This window comes from Paraburkholderia dioscoreae (genome assembly GCF_902459535.1).
Classification (GTDB): Bacteria; Pseudomonadota; Gammaproteobacteria; order Burkholderiales; family Burkholderiaceae; genus Paraburkholderia; species Paraburkholderia dioscoreae.
The window spans coordinates 1492525-1516398 of the sequence record NZ_LR699553.1; the positions used below are offsets into that span (position 1 = coordinate 1492525).

General features: G+C 63.1%; 17 protein-coding genes. 14 read left to right on the plus strand and 3 right to left on the minus strand.

Features of this window, described 5'->3' with window-relative positions:
* Positions 1-16: 16 nt before the first annotated feature.
* Positions 17-760 (minus strand): SDR family oxidoreductase, encoded by a 744-nt coding sequence (locus PDMSB3_RS06725; RefSeq protein WP_165185479.1) that lies wholly within the window; start codon positions 758-760, stop codon positions 17-19.
* A gap of 158 nt (positions 761-918) precedes the next feature.
* Here PDMSB3_RS06725 and PDMSB3_RS06730 point away from each other — a divergent pair, with 158 nt between their 5' ends.
* Positions 919-1812 carry a LysR family transcriptional regulator gene (locus PDMSB3_RS06730; protein ID WP_007182485.1) on the plus strand — a complete coding sequence of 298 codons (894 nt, stop codon included), beginning with the start codon at positions 919-921 and terminating at the stop codon, positions 1810-1812.
* Positions 1813-1818: 6 nt separating this feature from the next.
* Here PDMSB3_RS06730 and PDMSB3_RS06735 read toward each other — a convergent pair whose 3' ends face one another.
* Positions 1819-2862 (minus strand): glutathione S-transferase family protein, encoded by a 1044-nt coding sequence (locus PDMSB3_RS06735; RefSeq protein ID WP_165185481.1) that lies wholly within the window; start codon positions 2860-2862, stop codon positions 1819-1821.
* Positions 2863-3089: 227 nt separating this feature from the next.
* On the opposite strand from PDMSB3_RS06735, the gene PDMSB3_RS06740 reads away from it, so the two are divergent.
* Together PDMSB3_RS06740 and PDMSB3_RS06745 are read left to right on the plus strand one after the other, a co-directional pair.
* Entirely contained in the window at positions 3090-4013 is a 924-nt protein-coding gene (locus PDMSB3_RS06740) for a LysR family transcriptional regulator (RefSeq protein WP_165185484.1), read from the plus strand.
* Between the two features lie 123 nt (positions 4014-4136).
* The gene (locus PDMSB3_RS06745; protein WP_007182482.1) at positions 4137-4454 is read left to right on the plus strand and encodes a single-stranded DNA-binding protein; all 318 of its coding nucleotides are present in this window, start codon (positions 4137-4139) and stop codon (positions 4452-4454) included.
* Here PDMSB3_RS06745 and PDMSB3_RS06750 read toward each other — a convergent pair.
* Positions 4424-5350 (minus strand): LysR family transcriptional regulator, encoded by a 927-nt coding sequence (locus tag PDMSB3_RS06750; RefSeq protein WP_007182481.1) that lies wholly within the window; start codon positions 5348-5350, stop codon positions 4424-4426. The two genes, PDMSB3_RS06745 and PDMSB3_RS06750, sit on opposite strands and share 31 nt — an antisense overlap.
* Positions 5351-5514: 164 nt before the next feature.
* Here PDMSB3_RS06750 and PDMSB3_RS06755 point away from each other — a divergent pair, with 164 nt between their 5' ends.
* The 11 genes from PDMSB3_RS06755 (at position 5515) to PDMSB3_RS06805 (ending at position 23785) form a co-directional block, all read left to right on the plus strand.
* Positions 5515-7281: an acyl-CoA dehydrogenase family protein gene (locus tag PDMSB3_RS06755; RefSeq protein ID WP_165185487.1), complete on the plus strand. Its 1767-nt coding sequence runs from the start codon at positions 5515-5517 to the stop codon at positions 7279-7281.
* Positions 7278-8495 carry a CaiB/BaiF CoA transferase family protein gene (locus PDMSB3_RS06760; RefSeq protein WP_007182479.1) on the plus strand — a complete coding sequence of 406 codons (1218 nt, stop codon included), beginning with the start codon at positions 7278-7280 and terminating at the stop codon, positions 8493-8495. Before PDMSB3_RS06755 ends, PDMSB3_RS06760 begins: the two co-directional genes overlap by 4 nt.
* Positions 8496-8564: 69 nt before the next feature.
* On the plus strand, positions 8565-9878 hold the full coding sequence (locus tag PDMSB3_RS06765) for an MFS transporter (protein WP_165185489.1): 1314 nt from the start codon (positions 8565-8567) through the stop codon (positions 9876-9878).
* A 180-nt stretch (positions 9879-10058) separates the two neighbouring features.
* Positions 10059-11570 (plus strand): cysteate racemase, encoded by a 1512-nt coding sequence (cuyB, locus tag PDMSB3_RS06770; RefSeq protein WP_165185492.1) that lies wholly within the window; start codon positions 10059-10061, stop codon positions 11568-11570.
* A gap of 670 nt (positions 11571-12240) precedes the next feature.
* The gene (gene uvrA / locus PDMSB3_RS06775) at positions 12241-18126 is read left to right on the plus strand and encodes an excinuclease ABC subunit UvrA (protein ID WP_165185495.1); all 5886 of its coding nucleotides are present in this window, start codon (positions 12241-12243) and stop codon (positions 18124-18126) included.
* Positions 18127-19099: 973 nt separating this feature from the next.
* Positions 19100-19810: an energy transducer TonB gene (locus PDMSB3_RS06780; RefSeq protein WP_007182475.1), complete on the plus strand. Its 711-nt coding sequence runs from the start codon at positions 19100-19102 to the stop codon at positions 19808-19810.
* Positions 19811-19886: 76 nt separating this feature from the next.
* Positions 19887-20792: a MotA/TolQ/ExbB proton channel family protein gene (locus PDMSB3_RS06785; RefSeq protein ID WP_007182474.1), complete on the plus strand. Its 906-nt coding sequence runs from the start codon at positions 19887-19889 to the stop codon at positions 20790-20792.
* Between the two features lie 12 nt (positions 20793-20804).
* Positions 20805-21227, plus strand: a complete 423-nt coding sequence (locus PDMSB3_RS06790; RefSeq protein WP_007182473.1) for an ExbD/TolR family protein — start codon at positions 20805-20807, stop codon at positions 21225-21227.
* A gap of 58 nt (positions 21228-21285) precedes the next feature.
* Entirely contained in the window at positions 21286-21714 is a 429-nt protein-coding gene (locus PDMSB3_RS06795) for an ExbD/TolR family protein (protein WP_007182472.1), read from the plus strand.
* Between the two features lie 9 nt (positions 21715-21723).
* Complete coding sequence (locus PDMSB3_RS06800) at positions 21724-22908, plus strand: tetratricopeptide repeat protein (protein WP_165185498.1); 1185 nt, start codon at positions 21724-21726, stop codon at positions 22906-22908.
* A 301-nt stretch (positions 22909-23209) separates the two neighbouring features.
* Positions 23210-23785 carry a helix-turn-helix domain-containing protein gene (locus PDMSB3_RS06805; protein WP_007182470.1) on the plus strand — a complete coding sequence of 192 codons (576 nt, stop codon included), beginning with the start codon at positions 23210-23212 and terminating at the stop codon, positions 23783-23785.
* Positions 23786-23874 lie beyond the last annotated feature (89 nt).

A 23874-nucleotide genomic window follows, 5' to 3' on the forward strand; every position in this document is an offset into this window, starting at 1 on the left:
ATGCGCGTCAGGCGCATCATGCGAGGCCGCCGTTGGCACGCAGAATCTGACCGTTGACCCAGCCCGCGTCCGGACCGGCGAGGAATGCCACCACGGATGCGATATCGTCCGGCTGGCCGAGACGTTGCAGCGGCGGCATCTTGGCGAAGGTCTGGATCTGTTCTTCAGTCTTGCCGTCGAGGAACAGCGACGTCGCGATCGGACCCGGCGCCACGGCGTTGACGGTGATGTTGCGGCCGCGCAGTTCCTTGGCGAATACATGCGTAAAGGCTTCGACGGCTGCCTTGGTCGCGTTGTAGATCGCGTAGCCCGGCATGTTCAGCGCCAGCGTGGTGCTCGAAAAGTTGACGATGCGTCCGCCGTCGTTCATGCGCGCGGCTGCTTCGCGCAACGTGTTGAAGGTGCCGCGTACGTTGATGTCGAAGGTCTGGTTGTACAGCGCGTCGCTGGTGTCGGCGAGCGGCGTGGTCTTGAGCACGCCGGCGTTGTTGACGAGCACGTCCACTTTGCCGAGCTGCTGTTCGGTGATCTCGAACAGGCGGCGCACGTCGTCGGCGTTCGACACGTCGGCCTTTACCGCGACGGCTTTGGCGCCGGCCGCCGTGAGTTGCGCGACGAGCGCATCGGCTTCGGTCGAACTGGACGCGTAATTGATCGCGACAGCGAAGCCGTCGTTGGCGAGGCGTTGCGCGACCGCTGCGCCAATGCCGCGGGATGCGCCGGTGACGATAGCGACTTGCTGGCTGATTGAGGCGTTCATGATCCGGTTCCTTGTGTGTGGTGAGTGGATGAGTCGAATCATGGACGCTTTCCGCGCATAGATAATCGGGTTAGACTGGTCATCATCATTCCATTTGCTTTAATAATTGGCGTACAAACCGACAGAACTGACGCCACCGGACACCAGCAGACACCCACATGGATCGTTTCGAAGAAATGCGCGTTTTCGTGCGGATCGCCGAGCGGCAAAGCTTCACGCGCGCTTCGGACGATCTGCAGATTCCACGGGCCACCGTGACCAACCTGATGAAGCGCATGGAGCAGCGGCTCGGCGCGCGGCTGCTCGAACGCACCACGCGCACGGTGCGGCTCACGCACGACGGCGAGGCGTACTATCGCCGCTGCGTGCGGCTGATTGCCGATATGGAGGAGGCCGAGGGCTCGTTCTCGAATCTCGCGCCCAAGGGCCTGTTGCGGGTCAATTTGCAGGGCACGCTGGCACGGCATTTCGTGGTGCCGGCGCTGCCGGCGTTTCTCGCGCGCTTTCCGGAGATCGAACTGACCATCGGCGAAGATGACCGGCTCGTCGATTTGGTGCGGGAGGGCGTGGATTGCGTGCTGCGGGCAGGTAACCTGCAGGATTCGTCAATGGTGGGGCGGCGCGTCGCGCAACTTCCGCAAGTCACCGTGGCGAGTCCGGCGTATCTCGCGGCGTATGGCGAGCCGGCCGATCCGTCCGCGCTGTCCACGCACCGGGCGGTCAATTACGTGTCGAGTGCCACGGGTAAGGCCGTGCCGCTCGAATTCAACGTGGCGGGCCGCGAGGTGGCGATGGTACTGCCGTCGGCGGTATCGGTGACCGGTACGGAACTCTATACGGGCTCGGCGCTTGCCGGGCTCGGCATCGTGCAGGTGCCGCAATACCGGGTGGCGGCCGAACTGGCGGCGGGGCGGCTGAAAATCATTCTCGCGGACTTTCCGCCGCCGCCAATGCCGGTATCCGTGCTGTATCCGCAGAACCGGCAGTTGTCGTCGCGGGTACGGGTGTTTGCGCAGTGGCTGGGCGATATTTTTGCCACGGCCACAACATGATGTCTTCTATTCCTTGACCGGATACGGCTGCGAGCCGGCAGCGGCGGTCAAGGCGCAGGTTGAGCCGGGCACGCCAGGCCGCGCGCGATCGTGCGGCGCAGAGAAGTCCTGAACCGGGCCGAGCGGCACGATGCTGGACGGATTGATGCTGCGGTGACTCCCGTAGTAATGCCGCTTGATATGCGTGAAATCGACCGTCTGAGCAATGCCGGGCAACTGGTAGATGTCGCGCGTGTAGGCGGACAGATTCGGATAGTCGGCGATGCGGCGCAGATTGCATTTGAAATGGCCGACATAGGCGGCGTCGAAACGGATCAGCGTCGTGAACAGCCGGATATCGGCTTCCGTGAGGTGCGGGCCGCTCAGATAGCGTTGCGTTGCGAGTTTCGCGTCGAGCCAGTCGAGCGTTTCGAAGAGCGGCGTGACGGCTTCTTCATACGCTTGCTGCGTGGTGGCGAAGCCTGCTTTATAAACGCCGTTGTTCAGCGTGTCGTAGACGCGCGCGTTGATCGTGTCGATTTGCGCGCGCAATGGCGCCGGATAAAAATCGCCGGGCTTCGCGCCAATGCCGTCGAACGCCGAATTCAGCATGCGAATGATTTCCGACGATTCGTTGCTGACGATCGTGGCGCGCTGCTTGTCCCACAGGATCGGCACGGTCACGCGGCCGCTGTAGTGAGGGTCGGCGGCGGTGTAGACCTGGTGCAACAGTGTCGCTTGATTGACGGTGTCGGGCACGACGCCGGGGCCGTCCGCGAAAGTCCAGCCGTTTTCCAGCATCAGCCAGTGCACGATCGAGACGTCGATCATCGTTTCGAGGCCTTTGAGCGCCCGCATGATCAAAGTGCGATGCGCCCACGGGCAGGCGAGGCTTACATACAGGTGGTAGCGTCCCGCTTGCGCTTCGAAGCCGCCGGCGCCGCTCAGACCCGGCGAGCCGTCCGCCGTGACCCAATTGCGGAATGCCGCGTCATTGCGCACGAAACGGCCGCCGGTCGATTTCGTGTCGTACCAGCGATCCTGCCATTGTCCGTCCACTAAAAGGCCCATGTCGCTGCTCCTTACGTGTGCGCTATCGTGCCACGACCGCGCGCAATGAATGTTCCAGAGAACGTTCGATCTGGTTTCGGGCATTTCATGCGCGGCTCGTGCGGCGTTTTCGAAAGCCGACCGCCATCGCGCTTTCCCGAAAACGCCGCCGCCCTATCGCTATAGTGGACTGGCATTGTCGCTTTGCCGTACCATCTTTGCGTCGAACTCGTTCGAAGGAATGGAACATGTTGTCGGAAGACGAACTGGCTCTACTCGACGCGATTCGCGAGACCGGTAGCCTGTCGCGCGCGGCGGCGCGCCTCGGCAAGGCGCCCTCCACGGTTTCGCATGCTGCCCGGCAACTGGAGACGCGCTTCGACGCGCTGCTGTTCGACCGGCGCCACTACCGTCTGCAACTCACGCCCGCCGGCCAGCTTCTCGCCGATGAAGCCGCGCGTCTGATGCTCGACATGTCGCGCATGACGCAGCGCGTGAAGCAGATCGCGAGCGGGTGGGAAGACCGCCTCTGGATAGTTACGGATGAAATCCTCGAGTTCGAACTGATGATGCCGGTGGTGCGCGCGTTCGACGCGCTCGGCTCGGGCGTCAAACTGCGCTTCACCCACGAAGTATTGAGCGGCACCTGGGAGGCGCTGCGCGACGGCCGTGCCGATCTGATCGTGGGCGCGACCAACGAACCGCCGGCGATTCCCGGCCTGCGCTGGTTCGAGCTCGGCGTGATGGAGTGGGTGTTCGCGGTGTCGCCGCGCCATCCGCTGGCGGCCGTCGAGGGGCCGCTCGGCCGCGAGCGGATTCTCGAACATCGCGCGGTGGTGGTGGCGGATTCGTCGCGTACGACGGCGGGGCGCGCTTACGGTCTGATCGGCGGACAGGCGTCGCTGGCCGTGCCGTCCATGCGGGCGAAAATCCTGGCGCAACGCGACGGTCTGGGCGTGGGGTGGTTGCCGCGTCAGCGTGTCGCGACGCTGTTGAAGCAGGGTGAACTGATCGAGAAGGCGACTGCCGACCCGCGTGAGCCGAATGTGCTGTACGTTGCGTGGCGCGGCGATAATGAAGGGCGCGCATTGCAGTGGTGGCTCGAACAGCTGCGGCAACCGCGGCTGGCGAAACGCCTCGTGCGCGGCGTGGATATGACGGTCGGCGGGTGAGCCTCGCAGCGGCCAACGGCGAGTGAGTGGCTTTTTATGCGGCTAGCGCGGCTTCTCGTGGGATCATACGCGCCGTGCTGGGCGATTCTGCTTTCCGCACAGTATGGAACGAGGAGCAAGGCGATGATCGATGGACTGGTGGGCGGGCGGTTGTACGGCGAGGCGCAGATTCGCACCGGGCAGAACGGCAGGCGTTTCGTGACCTGCAAGGTGCGCGCGGCCACCAACGACGGCGACACGATTTTCGTCAACGTGATTGCCTTCGACGACGACGTGCAAGCCGCGCTGCTCGCATTGAGCGACGCGGACAGCGTTGCGCTGAGCGGCACCTTGACGCCCAAGGTCTGGACCGACAAGAACGGGCTGGTCAAGCCGGCCGTGGATATGGTCGCCCACAAGCTGCTGACGGCTTACGAAGGCCGCCGTGAAGCAGACGAATGAGGCGTGCCTCGCGGTCCGCCGCCGGCATCCCTGAGATAGCCGACGAAGCGGTCCGCGACCGGCTCGGCGTCGCCGCTTCTGCGCAACAGGAGCACTTGCGACATCAGCGTCTCGCCCGTTAGCGGCAAGAAGCAGACGCGCGGATCCTGCACCTGGCGCAACGTGTACGGCACGAGCGCCACCCCCATGCCGAAGCCGACCATCGTCACCACGGTCTGCCACAAGCGCGCTTCATGGCGAATCAACGGACTGAATCCGGCGCTCACGCACTGCGCAATGATCAGGTCGTGATAATGCGGCGACACAGTGCGCGGAAAGAGAATGAACGGTTCCTGCGCCAACGCCCGTAAATCGACCTTGCGTTTGTGCGCGAGCGGATGCGCGGCGGGCAGACAGCACAGGAACGGTTCGGAAAAGATCGGCGCGGAAATGACGTCGGACGGGAAATTGCCCCAGTGCGCGCAGCCCATGTCGATCTGCATCCGCTGGATCGCGTGGACCTGCTCGCTGGTATTCATCTCCTTCAGCACGATTTCCACGCCGGGGTAATCGGCCTCGAAGCGTTTCACCGCCTGCGGCATGCCGCGGTACAACATGGAATTCACGAAGCCGATCCGCAAACGGCCGGCAAGGCCATGCGCCGAGCGCACGGTCATGCGTTCCGCCTCGCTCGCCTGCAGGAGCAGGCGGCGTGCTTCGCCGAGTAGCACCTGGCCCGCGTTGGTCAGCGATACCGTCTTGTTGGTGCGCGCGAGTAGCTGCACGCCGAGTTGTTCCTCGAACTTGCGAATGTCGAAACTGAGGGCGGGCTGCGAAATGAACAGCCGCTTGGCCGCGCGGCCGAAATGCAACTCCTCGGCAACCGCCACGAAATAGCGCAACTGCTTCAGGTCCACGGCTGTCTCCAGGTTTCTTATCGATAAGCTGCGTCTATCGTACCGGATATAAGTTGTATTAGACGATTATCGACGCGGCTTTTATGCTCCTTTCACTTGCACTACGTGCATGGGACCGGAGTAACGCGCCAAAGCGCGAACTCCGGTCGATAAAGGAGACACGCATGAGCGAAATCACCGCGCAGCCGGCACACGGCTCGTCCAACATTCCCGACAGCCGGGGCATCAACTTCTTCACCAGCGATCCCGACTTCGAGCGTCTGCTCAAGCTGCATCTCGGCGACGCGCTGTTTCACGATCTCGAAGGCCAGCTCGTTTCGCTGGGCCAGCGCGCTTCCGACGAACTCGATATCTGGGCCACGTCCGCCGACAGAAATCCGCCGCAGTTGCGTCATCGCACACGGCGCGGCGAAGCGCTGCAAAGTATCGACAAGCATCCCGATTACGTCGCGCTGGAACGTGTGGCTTATGCGGAGCTGGGACTCGCCGCGCTGAGTCACGAGACCCGTGACGGCAAACAGTCGCCGCCGCCGCTCGTCAAATACGCGCTGACGTTCCTGTTCGTGCAGGCGGAATTCGGCCTGTGCTGTCCCGTCAGCATGACCGATTCGCTCACGCGCACGCTGCGCAAATTCGGCGCGCCGGAACTGGTCGCGCGTTTTCTGCCGAAGCTCGCCTCGCGCGATTTCGACACGCTGTTTCAGGGCGCGATGTTCATGACGGAACAGGCGGCGGGCTCGGACGTCGCGCGCATTGCGACGCGTGCGTCGCTCGAGAGCGATGCGGACGGCGGGCAAACGTGGCGCCTGTACGGCGACAAATGGTTCTGCTCGAACGCCGACGCCGATCTCGCGATGGTGCTCGCGCGTCCGGACACGGCGCCGCCCGGCATCAACGGACTCGGACTGTTCCTGCTGCCGAAGACGCTGCCGGACGGATCGCGCAACAGCTACCGGATCGTGCGTCTGAAGGACAAGCTCGGCAGCCGCTCGATGGCGAGCGGCGAGATCGTGCTGGAAGGCGCGGTGGCGTATCTGATCGGCGAGGTGGGGCGCGGTTTTCATCAGATGGCGGACATGATCAACATGTCGCGCCTGTCGAACGGCGTGCGTGCCGCGGGTTTGATGCGCCGCGCGCTGACGGAGGCGTTGCACATTGCCCGCAATCGCGAAGCGTTCGGCCGCAAGCTGATCGATATGCCGTTGATGCAGCGTCAGTTGCTCAAGATGATGCTGCCCGCCGAACAGGCGCGGTCGATGTTCATGCGCATTGCGCTGCTGCTGCAGCAGGCCGACGCCGGCGACCGCCAGGCCGCGAAATGCGTGCGCATTCTCACGCCGCTCATCAAGTTCCGCGCCTGCCGCGACGCGCGCCGCGTAACCGGCGACGCAATGGAAGTGCGCGGCGGCACCGGCTATATCGAAGAATGGAGCGACGCGCGTCTCGTGCGTGATGCGCATCTCGGCTCGATCTGGGAAGGCACCAGCAACATCGTCGCGCTCGATATCGCGCGGGCGGCGAAACGCGACGGCGCGCTCGAACCGTTGCGCGCTTATCTGCGGGATCTGCTCGGCGCGGCGGGATTGCCGCCGGCCAGTCTCGCGTTGCTGCGCTCGACGCTCGCGCGTGCGTGCGATGCGCTGGCCGGCGTGGCGGATTCCGGCCGCGACGAATGGGTCCGGCAAGCGGGCACCGCGTTGTATCACGCAACGACAGCCGTGCTGATGGCCTGCGAAGGCGTGCGTCTTGCGCCAGACCACCGGCGTCTCGCGCTCGCGCATCTGGTGGTGCGGCACAAGCTGTTGCCGTCCGATCCGCTGGCGTTGCAGTCGGAGCAGGACGAAAGCGAGGTGATCGACGCGCTGGTCAAAGGCCGCAGCGTCACGCTCGTGCAGGCGTTGCAACTGTGGCAGCGAGGGGGCGCGCAATGACGGCACCCGTGAATGCCGGCACACAAGGCGCGCTGCAAGGCATCAAGGTCATCGACCTGAGCCGCGTGCTAGGCGGCCCGTACTGCACCCAGGCGCTCGCCGATCACGGCGCGCAGGTGATCAAGCTCGAACCGCCGGACGGCGACGAAACACGCGGCTGGGGGCCGCCGTTCTATGGCGACACCGCATGGTATTTCGCTGGCGTGAACCGCAACAAGCAGGGCATCGCGGTCGATCTTTCACGCGACGAAGGCCGCGCGATTCTCTGGAAGCTGCTCGAAGACGCCGACGTGCTGGTCGAAAACTTCAAACCCGGCACGCTGGCGCGCTGGGGCATGGACTACGAGCGCGATTTGCGCGAGCGTTTCCCGAAGCTGATTCATTGCGCCGTGTCGGGGTTCGGTCCCGACGGCCCGCTCGGCGGCTTGCCTGGCTACGATGCCGCGATTCAGGCCATGACCGGCCTGATGAGCGTGAACGGCGAGCGCGACGGCCCCGCCATGCGCGTCGGCTTGCCGGTGGTCGACATGGTTACCGGCTTGAATGCGTTCGCCGGCGTTCTGCTCGCGCTCGCCGAGCGCGCGAAGAGCGGTCGTGGCCAGTCGATCGATATCGCGTTGTACGACTGCGGCGTTTCACTGCTGCATCCGCATCTGCCGAACTATTTCGGCTCGGGCCGCACGCCGCAGCGCAGCGGCAATGCGCATCCCAACATCACGCCGTACGACAGCTATCGCACCGCAACCGCGCCGATCTTTCTCGCGGTGGGCAACGACCGGCAGTTCGCGAAGCTGTGCGCGCATCTCGGCGCGCCCGAACTCGCCGACGATCCGCGCTACGTCGACAACCGCAGCCGCTGCGCGCATCGCGAGCCGCTCAAGGCCGCGCTGGAACACCTGCTCGCCGCGCACGACTGCGAACCGCTCGCGCACGCGCTGATCAACGCGGGCGTACCGTGCGGACCGGTGCAAACCGTGGACGTGGTGGCGCGGCATCCGCACACCTTGCACCGCGGCATGGTGGTCGAGATGGGCGAGTATCGCGGCACCGCGTCGCCGATCAAGTTGTCGCGCACACCGGCCACGTATCGCAGCGCGCCGCCGTTACTCGGTGCCGACACGCGCGACGTGCTCGATGCATTGGGTATCGACGCCGCCACCCAGCGGCGTCTGTTCGAAGCGGGCGTGCTCAAAGCGGGCGCACCTGAAGCATAAGCGCAGCAGTTCCCGGTGACGGCACGAAGAAGCCGCGCCATCCAGAAGAACGACCTTGGAGACACAGACATGAATCGCGATCCAGACGTCCACGCCGCAGGCCGGCAACCCATGCGCGCCGCAGCCGCGGCCTTTGTCGGCACCACGATCGAGTGGTACGACTTTTATATCTACGCCACGGCGTCCGCGCTGATCTTCGGCAAGCTGTTCTTTCCCGGCGGCGATCCGTTCTTCGCCACGCTGGCTTCGTTCGGCACCTTCGCGGTCGGCTTCTTCGCGCGACCGTTCGGCGGGTTGGTGTTCGGCCACCTTGGCGACCGTATCGGCCGCAAGAAGGCGCTCGTGGCGACGCTCGCGATCATGGGCGTCGGCACCGTCGGTATCGGCTTTCTGCCGACTTACGCGAGCGCCGGCGTGTGGGCACCGGTGCTGCTCGTGCTGCTGCGTGTCGCGCAGGGGATCGCGATCGGCGGCGAGTGGGGCGGCGCGGTGCTGATGGCGAGCGAACATGCGCCGCAAGGACGGCGAACGTTCTTCGCCTCGTTCGCGCAACTCGGCAGTCCGGCGGGCCTGATCCTGTCGCTGCTCGCGTTCCGCGCGGTGGCCTCGATGGACAAGGACGCGTTTCTCAACTGGGGATGGCGTCTGCCGTTTCTCGCGAGCGCGGTGCTGCTGGTGGTCGGCCTGCTGATCCGCGCGGGTGTCGACGAATCACCGGAATTCAAGGCGCTCAAGGCGCAACGGCGAGTGGCCGCGCTGCCCGTGGCCGAAGTCGTGCGCGATGCGTGGCGCACGCTGTTGCTGTGCCTCGGCGCGAACGTGATCGGCGTGGCCGGCGCATGGTTCGTCAATACTTTCATGCTCAATTACACGACGCAGACGCTCGGCCTCGACCGATCGTTGATTCTCGACTGCCTGTTCGTCGTAGCGTTCATTCAGTTGTTCACGCAACTAGGTTCGGGATGGTTCGCGCAACGCATCGGCACGGGACGTTTCCTGAAGGGCGCGGCAGCGTTGGCGATGCTGTCGCCGTACCCCATGTTCGCGCTCGTCTCGACCGGGCGGCCGGTGGCGATCGTGATCGGCATTGCAATGGCGGTGATGTGCATGTCGAGTTCCTATGCGGTGATGGCCGGCTTCATGTCGACCGCGTTCGCCGTGCGCCTCAGGTATTCGGCGATTTCGCTGTCGTACCAGGTGTGCGCCGCGCTGGCCGGCGGCCTGACGCCGTTGATCGGAACGTTGCTCGCGCATCGTTATCCGGGTGCCTGGTGGCCGCTTGCCGTGTTTTATAGTGTTCTGGCCGGGGTGTCGCTGGTGTGCATCAGTACGCTGGAGCGCCGCAAGCGCGGCGCGGCGCATGGCGTGGTCGAAGCGGCCTAGCATTGCGCGCGTGATTGTGATTGTGATTGTGATTGTGCGCGTGCCGCCGCCGCCCGGAAGCGCGAGGAAATGCGCTTTTCGTGGTTAACCCCACGTCATAGTCCCCCGACATAATGTCATCCTCTCTGGCGCAAAAGCCGCCTACCATCAAAGCGGAAGGCAAAAACGGGGGAAGTCATCATGAATCGCTATCGTTCGCTGGGGGTCGTGACCGGTGCCGCCCAGTTTGCCAGCGCCGACGTACTGTGCAGAATGAGTGCCGCCTGGCAACGGCGCGGTGCGGCGCGGCCGTTCGATCTCCTTCTGGAGCGGCAGTCGTGGCAAGGGCCGGCCTCGCAACGCGAGGTGGATGCGCAGTTCAAGATCCACGTGTTCGACACCATGCGGGCGTTCGAAAAACGCGGTGTCGAAGCGATCGTGTTGCCGTGCTTCCTTAGCCATACCTTCATCGACGAACTTTCTGCGAACGTGGCCGTGCCGGTCGCCAACATCATGACGGCGCTCTCGGCGTATGTGCGGCGAGCGTTTCCGTCGGTGCGCCGGATCGGCGTGCTGACTTCGGATGCTATCCGCGATAACGGACTTTTCGAGCGTTATTTCGACGCCGCGCAGTTCGACGTGCTGCATCCGCGCAACGAAGCGGGCTTCGATTGCGTGACGAGCGCCGTCTATAGCGACGAAGGCATCAGGAACGGCTGTCTCTATGGCCGGCCGGTCGAGTTGTTGCGCGCGGCGTGCGCGGATCTCATTGCGCAGGGTGCGGAGATCATCCTGCCGGGGCTCGTCGAAATCGCGCTGGTCGCGCGCGCACTCGGGCGGCTCGAAGTGCCGCTCGTCGACGTCAATCTGGTGTACGCGCGCTATGTCGCGGCCGCCCAGTATTCGCAGCAGGCGCGGCGCTTCAAGGTGGGCGTGCTGGGCGGAGTCGGGCCGGCGGCGACGGTCGATTTCATGGCCAAGCTGGTGCGCAATACGCCGGCCGCGTGCGATCAGGACCACATCAAGATCATGGTCGAGCAGAACCCGCAGATTCCGGACCGCACCGCCGCGTTGCTCGGTAACGGCGAGGATCCGACGCTTGCGCTATATGCCGCCTGCAGGACGCTCGAAGACGGCGGCGCGGACCTGATCGCGATTCCGTGCAATACGGCGCATGCGTTCGTCGAGCGGATCCAGCCGTCGCTCGGCATTCCGATCGTCAATATGCTGACCTGTACCGCCGATTATCTGCGCGAGACCTTTCCGGGCTTGCGTGAAGTGGGCGTGCTGGCCACCACGGGTACGCTGGCGAGCCGCGTCTATGAACAGTCGCTCGAAGCGCGCGGTTTCGTGCAGATCGCTCCCGGCGAGCAGGCTCAGGCGCGGCTGATGCATGCCGTCTACGGACCGAAGGGCGCCAAGGCAGGGTTCACTTCGGGCGAGTGTTGCGACGACCTCGCCGCGGCGGTCGACGACCTGATCGCGCAAGGCGTGCAAGTGATCGTGCTGGGCTGTACCGAGTTGCCGCTGCTGTTGCGCGACGCCATGCTGGCTTGTGCGGCCGGGCGGTTGGTAAGACTTGTCGATCCGACCGAGGTGCTGGCGAAACGCTGCGTGGCTTATGCGCTGGGTGAACGCGGGGCGCAGGGTGACGTGCCGGGGGCGGCGCTGCCGACGGCGCGGCGGGGCAGTGTGGAGAGTGTTTGCGGGTAGGAGCGCGGGTGCCCCGCGCGAGGGGTCATTAGCGCTGCTCTGTGGTGGTGCGTCAGTGGCCCGGTCCTATGTCCGCGTGGCGCCGCGTTTCCACCACAATGCCCAGAGGACGGCACGATCAGTACTGCAGCGTCCAGTGCGCCCAGTATGGGCAACGGGTCGGCCCACTTGCCCATGTTTGTCGACCGGGAATAGTAAGGCGCGCCGCTGCCATAAGCCTCCGCCAGATTGCACACGTTGACCGCGCCTGTGGCAAGCAGGACGGCACACACCGGGACAACGGACAGAACGCGTTTTGTGCCATTTGCTCGCGCACAAAGTTTTCCATTCATGGAATCCTCTTTGGTCATCGATGAGGTTTCAGACTATCCGCGTCCCGATCACAACTTGTAAAAAATTCGCTTATCGGTTGCTGCGTCATCGCAGCATTGCTGGCGACGCACGATCGGGTAGGCTACTGCTGGCGGAACAGCAGATCTTGTCCGCACAGGGCTCCCGGCAAGACAGTTGCAATTGCGACTTGCAGGCCAAACCTGTATAAATATACAGTATAGTATCCCCTTGCAAGCTGGGCTTTGGCGCGCGTTTCCGCCGGCCCCAGCGGCACCGAACTTGCGCGGTCGCGAGGCGTCCGTGAGAGGTGGCCCACTCATTCAGGCGGTCGAAAAAATTGGCATCTAACGGCATTATCAGGATTCGCGGCGCGCGCCAGCACAACCTCAAGAACGTCGATCTCGACGTACGAACCGGCGAAATGACGGTCGTGACCGGCCCGTCCGGCTCCGGCAAGTCGAGCCTCGTGTTCGACACGCTTTATGCGGAAGGGCAGCGGCGCTACGTCGAAACGTTCAGTGCTTACGCACGGCAGTTTCTGGACCGCATGGACCGGCCGCAAGTCGACCGCGTCGACGGCGTGCCGCCCGCCATCGCGATCGACCAGACCAATCCGGTGCGCAGTTCGCGCTCCACCGTCGGCACCATGACGGAGCTCAACGATCACCTGAAGCTCCTTTACGCGCGCGCGGCCGAACTGTTCGACCGCAAGACGGCCCGGCAGGTGCGGCACGATACGCCGGAAACGATCTACGCGGAGTTGCTCGAGCGCACCGCGCAGAACGAGCTGCGGCTCGTCGTCACGTTCCCGGTCGAACTGCCGGAGTCGGCGTCGGAGCAGGAAGTGGAGCAGTGGCTGTCGGCGAGCGGCTACACGCGCGTTCAGGCGCAGCGCGAAGTCGATTCGCCCACGGGTAAGCGCAAACTGCTCGACGTGGTGGCGGACCGCTTCCGGCTGCGGTCGGTGGACAAGCAGCGAGTGGTCGAGGCGATCGAGGCGTCGCTCAAGCGCGGCGGCGGGCGCGTCAATATTTACGTGCTGCCGGCGTCGTCCGAAGGGCCGGAAGCTCAGGAAGCCGAACCGCAAATCTGGCGCTTCTCCACCGGGTTGCATAGCCCCGAAAGCGATCTGCGCTACGCGGACCCGCAGCCCGCGCTGTTCTCGTTCAACTCGGCGTACGGCGCGTGCGAAGTCTGCCGCGGTTTCGGCCGCGTAATCGGCGTCGACCTCGGGCTGGTGATTCCGGACGCGCGCAAGACGCTGCGCGACGGTGCGATCAAGCCCATGCAAACGCCGGCCTGGAAGGAATGCCAGGACGATCTGATGCGCTACGCGGCGAAAGCGGATATTCGCCGCGGCACGCCGTGGGGCGAACTGACGGACGCCGAGCGCGACTGGGTCATCAACGGCTCGCCCGACTGGAACGGCAAGTGGCAAAGCCACTGGTACGGTGTCAAACGCTTCTTCGAATATCTCGAATCGAAAGCGTACAAGATGCATATCCGTGTGCTGCTGTCCAAGTACCGCAGCTATACGCCGTGCGAAACCTGCGGCGGCGCACGCCTGAAAACCGAATCGCTGTTGTGGCGCCTCGGCAGCAAGGCGAATGCGGACGACGTGTTGCCGGCCGGGAAGCGCTTCCTGCCGCGCGGCGTCGACTGGACGCGCGAACAACTCGAAGCGTTGCCGGGTCTGACCGTGCACGACCTGATGCTGATGCCGATCGAGCGTATCCGGCGCTTCTTCGACGAAGTCAGCTTGCCGAGCGCGCTGCTCGACGATGCGCTCAAACTGCTGCTCGCCGAAGTGCGCACGCGCCTCAAATATCTGTGCGACGTGGGCCTCGGTTATCTCACGCTCGACCGGCAAAGCCGCACGTTGTCGGGCGGCGAGGTGCAGCGGATCAACCTGACCACGGCGCTCGGCACGTCGCTCACCAAGACGCTTTTCGTGCTCGACGAACCGAGCATCGGCCTGCATCCGCGCGACCTGAACCGCATCGTCGAAGCCATGCACCGCTTGCGCGACGCGGGTAATACGCTGGTGGTGGTCGAGCACGATCCCTCTGTCATGCTCGCGGCGGATCGTCTGATCGACATGGGCCCAGGGCCGGGCGAGCGCGGCGGCTCGATCATTTACGACGGCGTGCCCGAGGCGATCCGTTCCTCCGGCACGCTCACCGGTGAGTATCTCGGCGGCCGCCGGCATGTGGCGGACTCGGCGCACTGGTCACAGCGTCCGGTGAATGACACCACGCCGCGCATCGTGCTGGAAGGCGCGACGGAACACAATCTGCGCGATGTCACGGTGGAGATTCCGCTGGAGCGGCTCGTCTGTGTGACGGGGGTATCGGGTTCCGGCAAATCCACGCTGCTGCAAGACGTGCTGTATCCGGCCATGGCGCGCCACTTCGGTCTTGCCACCGAATCGCCGGGCGCATTCAGAAGCCTGAGCGGCGCCGATCAGGTCACCGACGTCGTGTTCGTCGACCAATCGCCGATCGGCAAGACCGCGCGTTCGAACCCGGCCAGTTATGTCGGCGCGTTCGACGAAATCCGTAAACTGTTCGCCAAGGCGCCGCTCGCGCAGCAACGCGGCTATGGCCCGGGCATGTTCAGCTTCAACTCGGGTGACGGCCGCTGCCCGACCTGCGGCGGCTCGGGTTTCGAACATATCGAAATGCAGTTCCTGAGCGACGTGTACCTGCGTTGCCCCGATTGCGACGGGCGCCGTTATCGCGCGGAACTGCTCGAAGTGAAGATCGAACGCGGCGAACCGGCGCGCGCGCTGAGCATTGCCGACGTGCTGGAATTGACGGTGAGCGAAGCAACCGCCTTCTTTGCCAAAGACGCCGAAGTGCTGCGCGTGCTGCAGCCAATCGTCGACGTGGGTCTCGAATACGTGAAGCTCGGCCAGCCGGTGCCCACGTTGTCGGGCGGCGAAGCACAACGGCTCAAGCTCGCCGGGTTTCTCGCGGAATCGGCTCAGGCGCGCACCGCGCGCAACGCGAAGCAGCCGGTCGCGAAGCGTCTGTTCATGTTCGACGAACCGACCACCGGCCTGCATTTCGACGACATCGCCAAGCTGATGCAAGCGTTCGGCAAACTGCTCGCGAGCGGTCATTCGCTGATCGTGATCGAGCACAACCTCGATGTGATCCGCTCTGCCGACTGGCTGATCGACCTCGGTCCCGAAGGTGGCGACGGCGGCGGCCGGGTGCTGTGCGTCGGCACGCCGGAAGACGTCAAGACGTGCCCGGAATCGCATACCGGCGAAGCGCTGCTGCAATACGACCGCGCCATGAACACAGCGGCTGAGCCGGCGTCGCAAGGCCTTCCGCTGCAGAAGGCGCTGAGCGCGGCGCGTGCGCGCCGCGCCGTCGAAGGCGAGGACGTGGTGCGCATCGTCAATGCGCGCGAGCACAACCTGAAATCGCTGGACGTGGACATTCCACACGGCAAATTCAACGTGATTACCGGGGTCTCCGGTTCGGGCAAGTCCACGCTCGCTTTCGATATTCTGTTCCACGAAGGGCAGCGCCGTTACCTCGAATCGCTCAATGCCTACGCGCGTTCCATCGTGCAGCCGGCGGGGCGGCCCGAGGTGGACGCGGTGTACGGCATTCCGCCGACCGTCGCGATCGAGCAGCGGCTTTCGCGCGGCGGCCGCAAGAGTACCGTGGCGACCACGTCCGAGGTGTGGCACTTCCTGCGTCTGCTGTATGTGAAGCTCGGTCTGCAGCATTGCATTCACGACGGCACGCCGGTTACGTCGCAAAGCGTCGAATCGATCGCGGCGCAGTTGCTGCGCGATCACAAAGGGCAGCACGTTGGTTTTCTCGCGCCGCTGGTCGTGAATCGCAAGGGCGTCTATACAGATCTGGCGAAGTGGGCGAAAGCACGCGGCAATACGCATCTGCGTGTGGATGGCGAATTCGTGCCGGTGGACCCGTGGCCGAAGCTCGACCGCTTCCGCGAGCATACGATCGAGTTACCCGTGACCGATCTCGTCGTGTCGCCGGACCATGAAACCGAGTTGCGTCAGGCGCTCGACCAGACGCTGGAAGTGGGCAAGGGCGTGATGCATCTGCTGGCGCCGCTCGACGGTTTGCACGACGCGATGAGCGGCGGCCGTCCTACGGCGCAACTCGGCGCCGTGAAGGTGCTGTCCACCAAGCGCGCGTGTCCGGTGTGCGGCACGAGCTATCCCGAGCTTGACCCGCGCATGTTCTCGTATAACAGCAAGCATGGCTGGTGTACGACCTGCGTGGGCACGGGTCTCGCGCTCACGCGCGAGCAGCGCGCCGCCTACGACGACACGATCGTCGTCGACGACAATCGTGGCCGCGAACAGAGCCTGCCTTCGGAAGAGCAGGAGCCCGAAGGCCTCGTGGATGAACCGTGTCCGGACTGCGCGGGCACGCGTCTGAATCCCACCGCACGCGCGGTCACGTTCAACGCGCAGTCCATTGTCGACGTCGCGCAATGGACCGTGTCCGACACGCGCGCGTGGATCGACACACTGGAAATGACCGGTCGCGACGCAGAAATCGCGCGTGACGTGATCAGCGAAATCGGCAGCCGCCTGCAGTTTCTCGAAGAAGTCGGACTCGGCTATCTGAGTCTCGATCGCGCCGCGCCGAGTCTCTCGGGTGGCGAGGCGCAGCGTATTCGTCTCGCCGCGCAACTCGGCAGCAATCTGCAAGGCGTGTGCTACGTACTCGACGAACCGACCATCGGCCTGCATCCACGCGACAATCAGATTCTGCTGAACGCTCTGCGCAAGCTGGGCGAGAAGGGCAACACGCTGGTGGTCGTCGAACACGACGAGGACACCATCCGGCGTGCCGATCACATCATCGACATCGGGCCGGGCGCAGGCAAGCGCGGCGGCACGCTGGTCGCGCAGGGCAGTGTGGCGGATCTGTCGGCGCAGCCCGATTCCGTGACAGGGCAGTTTCTCGCCAACCCTATCGTGCATCCGTTGCAGCCGCGTCGCGAAGTGGTCGCGGCGAGCAAGCGCATGGCCGCGGTGCCGGAAAACTGGCTGACCGTACACGGCGGCAAACTGCACAACCTGCGCAACGTCACAGTCGGCATTCCGCTATCGCGGTTGGTGGCGGTCACGGGCGTCAGCGGTTCCGGCAAGTCGACCCTAGCACGCGACGTGTTGATGACCAATCTGCTGGATGCGGTCGGGCGGTCGGTGCTATCGTCGCCGGCCACGCGGCGCGCACGTGCCGCGGCCGAGGAGAAGCCCGCGGCGAACCGGCGCTCCAGCGTGCTGGCGCGCACGGCGCCGCGCGCGCAATTGAACGTGACGCATGCATGGCAAGGTTGCGATTCGATCACCGGCTGGGAGACTATCGACCGCGTGCTTGAAGTCGATCAAACGCCGATCGGCAAGACGCCGCGTTCGTGTCCTGCCACTTACATAGGCGTGTGGGACGCGATCCGCAAACTGTTCGCCGGCACGCTCGAAGCGCGTGCGCGCGGCTATACGGTCTCGCGTTTCTCGTTCAACACGGGCGAAGGCCGTTGCCCGGCCTGCGAGGGGCAGGGCGTGCGCACCATCGGCATGAGCTTTCTGCCCGATGTGAAAGTGCCTTGCGATGTATGTCGCGGGCAGCGCTTCAATCCCGAGACGCTCGCGGTCACATGGCGCGGCAAGAATATCGGCGACGTGCTGACCATGGAAATCGACGAAGCCGTCGAGTTTTTCGCGCCCATCTCGAACATTGCTCATCCGTTGCAGTTGATGAAAGACGTCGGGCTCGGCTATCTCACGCTGGGTCAACCTTCGCCCACGTTGTCGGGTGGCGAAGCGCAGCGTATCAAGCTCGTCACCGAATTGAGCAAGGTGCGCGACGACATTACGCGGCGCGGTCAGAAGCCGCCGCACACCTTATATGTACTGGACGAACCGACCGTGGGCCTGCATATGGCCGACGTCGCCAGGCTGATTCGCGTGCTGCATCGTCTCGCGGACGGCGGCCATAGCGTCGTCGTCATCGAGCACGATCTGGACGTGATCGCCGAGGCGGACTGGATCATCGATCTCGGTCCGGAGGGTGGCGTGGGCGGCGGGTCGATTGTCGCCGCCACGGATCCCGAAGGACTCGCCCGCGTTGACGCAAGTCATACAGGCGCCGCGTTGCGGCCCGTTCTCGCGCGATCGCGGGACAACCACACCATCGTTGCGGGCGAAGGCACGAACGGTTGATGTAGCAGGGAGCGGCGCAATCAACGTTGCGCCGCTCCTTTCCTGTTTATTGCACCTGGCAGGTTGCGCGCTCGCCAGGCGACCGCCGACACGCGCATGCGGTCGATGAGAAGTTGTTCTGCTCCCCCTGCTAAGTCCACTCACGCTCGGCGTTATTCCGTCTGTTAGCTTTATGTAATTTAATTGAATTGTTTTGTAATTAACTATAAGACGTCATTGAGATGCGTATTTAAAGTGTCGTAAATACCGCTAAAAATATTTTCGAACGCGGTTTTCCTTCTGCTATCGTCTCGCCTTCGGCGGCGGTCTCACTCCGGCGTCCCGATCATCCCGGCACACATACTGTTGGCGGTCCGCCCGATCAAGCGGCGACCGCGCGAAAAGGCGCGCCCGACTGGCCTTCCGTTTGGTCGGGGCGTTCGGTCAGTTGAGAGTTTCGAGTGCATTCTTGCACGTCACGAGTGCAGTGAAATCCCATTCTCGTGCAGAAAAAAAGCCGAATGCTTATCTGCTCCACACACGCTTATTCTTTTAAAGCGGCGCCAATTCGGTATGAGTTAGAGTCATCTCTCTAAACTAAGTATGCCGCCATCAAAAAAAGTTTGACCGTACATTTTTTGTCCTGCTATCTTTGCGTCCCATGAAACGCATGTGACGTTCGCGCAAAAAGTTCCAGGCGCTACGACCCACATCGATCAGGTTGTCTCGATCGTGTATGCAAGGCGGAAGTGAGTGGGTCAAATTTAATCTATTAGTAGTTCTACTTAGATCGGCTACTGGGCTCGCATGACCTGCGGCCGCAGTCCTCCTGAGTCACGTCCGTGCCATCGGAACGAGGTTTGGCAGTTCTGCGTCCGTTTTGGACTACGAATCAAAAAGTGGTCGATCACCAGATGGCTGAAGTGAATGTGGTTTGCGGTATGTAAGCGCACTGCAGTTACAGAAATGAACGGTTCACGCCGGAGGAGTAAAGGTGGGTACGAAAGTCGAAGGGCAATTTCCGGCAGCAGCGGCCCGTATGGAGAGGCCAGGGCGCCCGCGTGAGTTTGGGCGCAAGCAGCAAAACCCAGTACGTCGCTTCGGCGGTATCGCAGTCGTTCTGCTCTTGCATATCGTGCTGATCTACGCACTGATCAATGGCCTCGCCACCAAGGTCGTGCAGGTCATTCAGCATCCTATCGAAACGAAGATCATCGAGCCGGTAAAGCCGCCGCCTCCGCCGCCGTTGCCCACGGTGCAATTGCCGCCGCCGAAGTTCGCGCCGCCGCCGCCGCCGTTCGTGCCGCCGCCGGAAGTGCAGGTGCAGACGCCGCCGCAGCCGACCATTACGCATCAGGCCGCACCGGTTGTGTCGGCACCCGCCGTGGCGCCGCCCGCACCACCGGCGCCGCCCGCGCCGAGCAAGCCTGTGAGCACTGAAGTCGGGGTTGTGTGCCCGAACTCGGATCAGATCCGTTCGTCGATCCGCTACCCGAAAGAAGCTCAGGAAAACAACGCAACGGGTGATGTTCTCATTGAATTCGTTGTCGACCCGCAGGGCCATATTACGAATGAACGCGTTGCCAAATCCGCAGACGACTCCTCACTGGATCGTGCTGCATTCAACGCGGTCAAGCAGTTCACGTGCGTTTCCCAAGGCCAGGCTGTCCGTGTGCAAGTTCCGTTCTCGTTTAACCTGAACTGAAGTCACCGGCTGTTCGGTACCGGTAGCGATTTATCAGTGTTAGTTTTGAAGTTGTACTAATGAACTTGGAGCAGGCATGAAGAAGCGTACTCTCGCCGCACTGGCGGCAACCATGTTGATCGCCGTAACTACGGTGGATACCTTTGTTGCACCGCAAATGGCCCATGCACAGGCCAGCGACGCTACGGCGTCGGCCGCAGCGCCTGCCACCGCTGCGCCGCAAACGGCGAGTTCCGTCGCTGACGAAGCCGTGCCGCCGCCGGCACCGGCCACGTCCGAAACCGTCAATAACCCGTACGGCCTCGGCGCACTCTGGAAGAACGGCGACTTTGTCGCGCGCTTCGTGCTGATTCTGCTGGTGCTCATGTCGATGGGCAGCTGGTACATCATGGTCACCAAGTTCGTCGAGCAGTTCCGTGCGAACCGCCGCGCGAAGAGTGCCGATGAACAACTCTGGACTGCGCCGTCGCTGGTCGAAGGCGCGAAGCTTCTCGACGAAGCGTCGCCGTTCCGCTTCATCGCGGAAACGGCGATCGAAGCTGGCGAGCATCACGAAGAAGCGCTGCTCGAAGCCGTGGACCGCAACACGTGGATCGATACCTCGGTCGAGCGTGCCATCACAAACGTATCGAATCGTCTGCAAGACGGCCTGGCGTTCCTCGGCACGGTGGGTTCGACGGCGCCGTTCGTCGGCCTGTTCGGCACGGTGTGGGGGATTTATCACGCGCTGACGGCAATCGGCATTGCCGGCCAGGCTTCGATCGATAAGGTCGCGGGTCCGGTGGGCGAGGCGCTGATCATGACCGCCATCGGTCTCGCGGTGGCCGTGCCCGCGGTGCTTGGCTACAACTTCCTGGTTCGCCGCAACAAGTCGGTGATGGAGCGTGTGCGCGCATTCGGCGCGCAGCTGCATACCGTTCTGCTGGCGGGCAGCCGCCGCCCGGCGCGCGCCGCGGCTCGCGAAGCGTCGCTGGTTCAATAAGCGGAGTCTGTCATGGCAATGAGCGTTGGGCAGGACGACAACGACGAGGTCATCTCCAGTATCAACACTACGCCGCTCGTCGACGTGATGCTGGTTCTGCTGATCATCTTTCTGATCACGATTCCGGTCGTGACGCATACGGTGCCGGTGCAATTGCCGAAGGAGACGATCCAGCCGCTGCAGACCACGCCGAAAAGTATCGTCATCGCGGTCAATCGCGACGGCGACTTCTTCTGGAACGAGAAGCAGGTCGACGCGCCGACGCTGCTGGCACGCCTGAAGACCGTGTCGGTCATGACGCCGCAGCCGGAAGTGCATGTTCGCGGCGACCAGAACGCGCGTTATGAATTTATCGGTCGGGTCATTACCGAGTGCGAACGCGCCGGTATTGCGAAGGTTTCGTTTATTACCGAGCCACCCGCGCGCGGGGGGTGACTTTGCATGGGATCAGACTAAGTGCTGAAGCACCAAGTCTGATCGACAGGAGCCGATAATGGGAATGAACGTATCGTCGGGCGGCGGCAGTGAACCGGATGTGATGGTGGACATCAACACCACGCCGCTGATCGACGTGATGCTGGTGTTGTTGATCATGCTGATCATCACAATTCCGATCCAGACGCATGCCATCAAGATGAATCTGCCGGTCGGCAATCCGCCGCCGCCGATCACGCAACCTGAAATAGTGCAGATCGATATCGATTTCGACGGCACCACCACTTGGAACGGTCAGCCCGTGCCGAACCGTGCCGCGCTCGAATCCAGACTTGCTCAGGTGGCGGCTGAACCGGTTCAGGCCGAAATCCATCTGCGGCCGAACAAGCTGGTGCCGTACAAGGATGTCGCCGAGGTGATGGCGTCCGCGCAACGACTGGGCGCGACGAAAATCGGCCTGATCGGCAATGAGCAGTACATGCAATAGGGAAGGGCAATGCAAACGATTCATCAACGGTTCAAGCGTGCCGTCGTCGCGGCCGCTCTCGTGCTGCCGCTCGCCGCTCACGCCGCCGACACCCTGCGGCCGGATGTGGCGAAGCCGCTGAATGCCGCACAGGATCTGTATCGCGCGCACAAGTACAAGGACGCGCTGACGAAGATCGATCAGGCGGCGGCCGTGCCCGGCAAGACGCCGTATGAAAGTACCATGATCGAGGAGATGCGTGGCGCGGCTGCGGCGGCGGCTGGAGAATCCGGCGTGGCTGCTCAGTCCTACGAAACGTTGCTGGGTTCCGGCAAGTTGAGTGGTGCGGACGAACAGCGCACGTCGGCGGCTCTGGCCGGCATCTACTTCCAGCAAAAAAACTATGCGCAGGCCGCTAAGGTCGCGCAGCGTTATCTGAAGTCGGGCGGTAGCGATCCTGACATGCGCACGCTGCTGGTTCAGTCTTACTATCTGTCGAACGATTGCGCGAGCGTGGTGAGCCTGCTCAAGCCGGGCATCAACGCGCAAGTGCACGCCGGTCACGCGCCTGACGAGTCGCAACTGCAATTGCTCGGCACGTGCGCACAACGCGTGAAGGACGACGCTACGTATCGCAGCACGCTTGAAAAGCTGGTTGCCTATCATCCGAAACAGTCGTACTGGGACGATCTGTTCTCGGCGATTCGCAATAAACCTGGCTATTCGTCGAAACTCGATATCGACACGTATCGGTTGCGCCGTGCAACAGGCGCATTGTCCACCGCCGACGATTACATGGAAATGACCCAGCTTGCAATCGTGGCGGGCACCGCCGCCGAAGGCAAACAGGTCATCGATCAGGGTTTTGCTTCGGGCGTTCTGGGACATGATGCGCAGGCGGACCGCGAGAAGCGTCTGCAGGCACTCGCTGCAAAACGGGCGCAAGCGGCGGCCGATCCGGCGAACCCTGTCGCACCGGTCGATCTGGGCTTCAACCAGGTTTTTGCCGGGCAGGTGAAGCAGGGTTTGGCCGCGATGGATAGCGCGATCGCCAAGGGTGGTCTGGATCATCCGGACCAGGCGCAACTGCATCTCGGCGAGGCGTACTACGTGGCGGGCGATAAGGCACGCGCGGTGCAAACTTTTCGTGCCGTGAAGGGCACCGATGGCTCGGCGGATCTCGCCCGCTTGTGGGTGCTGGTGGCGTCGAAGTAAAAGCATTCTGTTCCCGTTACGTCCCATCAGACGAGGCGCGCTCGCGGTTTCCTCATGGCGGGCGCGATGGGGTGCTCGTCGCGGCGAAGGTGGACCGTTTCCAATGCCGGAGCGTGGTTGCACTCGCAACTATCGCCTGGCCTCCGGAGGAGGCGGACATCTTCCGGAAAACACATTGATCGAGTTATCCATGACGGCATCCCGACAGGCGTATCGGGGACGCTTGAGGAGGGGTGTAGCGCTAGATGAAACTTAATTTGCTTATATCAAACTATTTTTGACTACAGGATTCTGTCTTGCTATGGTTTTGCCACTCAATAACAAGGCACACGTTGCAGTCTCTATAGGAAGCAAAATCCGCGCGCTTCGCCAACGGCTCAAGCGCACGCTGGATGAAGTGGCAAAGACTGCGGGCATTTCCAAGCCCTTTCTGTCGCAAGTGGAACGGGGTCACGCAACACCTTCGATTACATCGCTAGTTGGTATTGCTCGAGCTTTAGGTGTCACGGTGCAGTACTTCGTCGACACGCCGACCGAAGACAAGTCGGTGCGTAGAGGGAGTGATCTGAAGTACTTCGGTTTTGACGGAAGCGCCAATCTGTTTGGGCGGCTCACGAATCTGTCGGTTGGCAGCAAGCTGGAAGTCATTCTCGTCAGGATGCCGGTGGGACAGAATCCGTCGGAGGTCACGACGCACGCGGGGGAAGAGTTTCTATATGTAATGAGCGGTCAGATCTCGCTCACGCTGGAAGGTACGACGTTCGTGTTGCAGGCGGGCGACACTGCGCATTACGAGTCTACCGTGCCGCACTCCTGGTCCAATACCGCACGTGAAGAAGCGGTGGTCGTGTGGGTGGGGACGCCAAGATTGTTTTAGTGCTTCAGGCCATGCTTTCGAAAAAATAGGTCAAGCCGTATTTGTAAGCATAACTTAAGTCTATTTTCAGGATTTGGGGAAATCAGGCT

Excerpts from the sequence above, each read along its gene's own strand:
- PDMSB3_RS06725 (WP_165185479.1), bottom strand. The coding sequence starts at position 760 with ATGAACGCCTCAATCAGCCAGCAAGTCGCTATCGTCACCGGCGCATCC.
- PDMSB3_RS06730 (WP_007182485.1), top strand. The coding sequence starts at position 919 with ATGGATCGTTTCGAAGAAATGCGCGTTTTCGTGCGGATCGCCGAGCGG.
- PDMSB3_RS06735 (WP_165185481.1), bottom strand. The coding sequence starts at position 2,862 with ATGGGCCTTTTAGTGGACGGACAATGGCAGGATCGCTGGTACGACACG.
- PDMSB3_RS06740 (WP_165185484.1), top strand. The coding sequence starts at position 3,090 with ATGTTGTCGGAAGACGAACTGGCTCTACTCGACGCGATTCGCGAGACC.
- PDMSB3_RS06745 (WP_007182482.1), top strand. The coding sequence starts at position 4,137 with ATGATCGATGGACTGGTGGGCGGGCGGTTGTACGGCGAGGCGCAGATT.
- PDMSB3_RS06755 (WP_165185487.1), top strand. The coding sequence starts at position 5,515 with ATGAGCGAAATCACCGCGCAGCCGGCACACGGCTCGTCCAACATTCCC.
- PDMSB3_RS06760 (WP_007182479.1), top strand. The coding sequence starts at position 7,278 with ATGACGGCACCCGTGAATGCCGGCACACAAGGCGCGCTGCAAGGCATC.
- PDMSB3_RS06765 (WP_165185489.1), top strand. The coding sequence starts at position 8,565 with ATGAATCGCGATCCAGACGTCCACGCCGCAGGCCGGCAACCCATGCGC.
- cuyB (WP_165185492.1), top strand. The coding sequence starts at position 10,059 with ATGAATCGCTATCGTTCGCTGGGGGTCGTGACCGGTGCCGCCCAGTTT.
- PDMSB3_RS06785 (WP_007182474.1), top strand. The coding sequence starts at position 19,887 with ATGAAGAAGCGTACTCTCGCCGCACTGGCGGCAACCATGTTGATCGCC.
- PDMSB3_RS06790 (WP_007182473.1), top strand. The coding sequence starts at position 20,805 with ATGGCAATGAGCGTTGGGCAGGACGACAACGACGAGGTCATCTCCAGT.
- PDMSB3_RS06795 (WP_007182472.1), top strand. The coding sequence starts at position 21,286 with ATGGGAATGAACGTATCGTCGGGCGGCGGCAGTGAACCGGATGTGATG.
- PDMSB3_RS06800 (WP_165185498.1), top strand. The coding sequence starts at position 21,724 with ATGCAAACGATTCATCAACGGTTCAAGCGTGCCGTCGTCGCGGCCGCT.
- PDMSB3_RS06805 (WP_007182470.1), top strand. The coding sequence starts at position 23,210 with ATGGTTTTGCCACTCAATAACAAGGCACACGTTGCAGTCTCTATAGGA.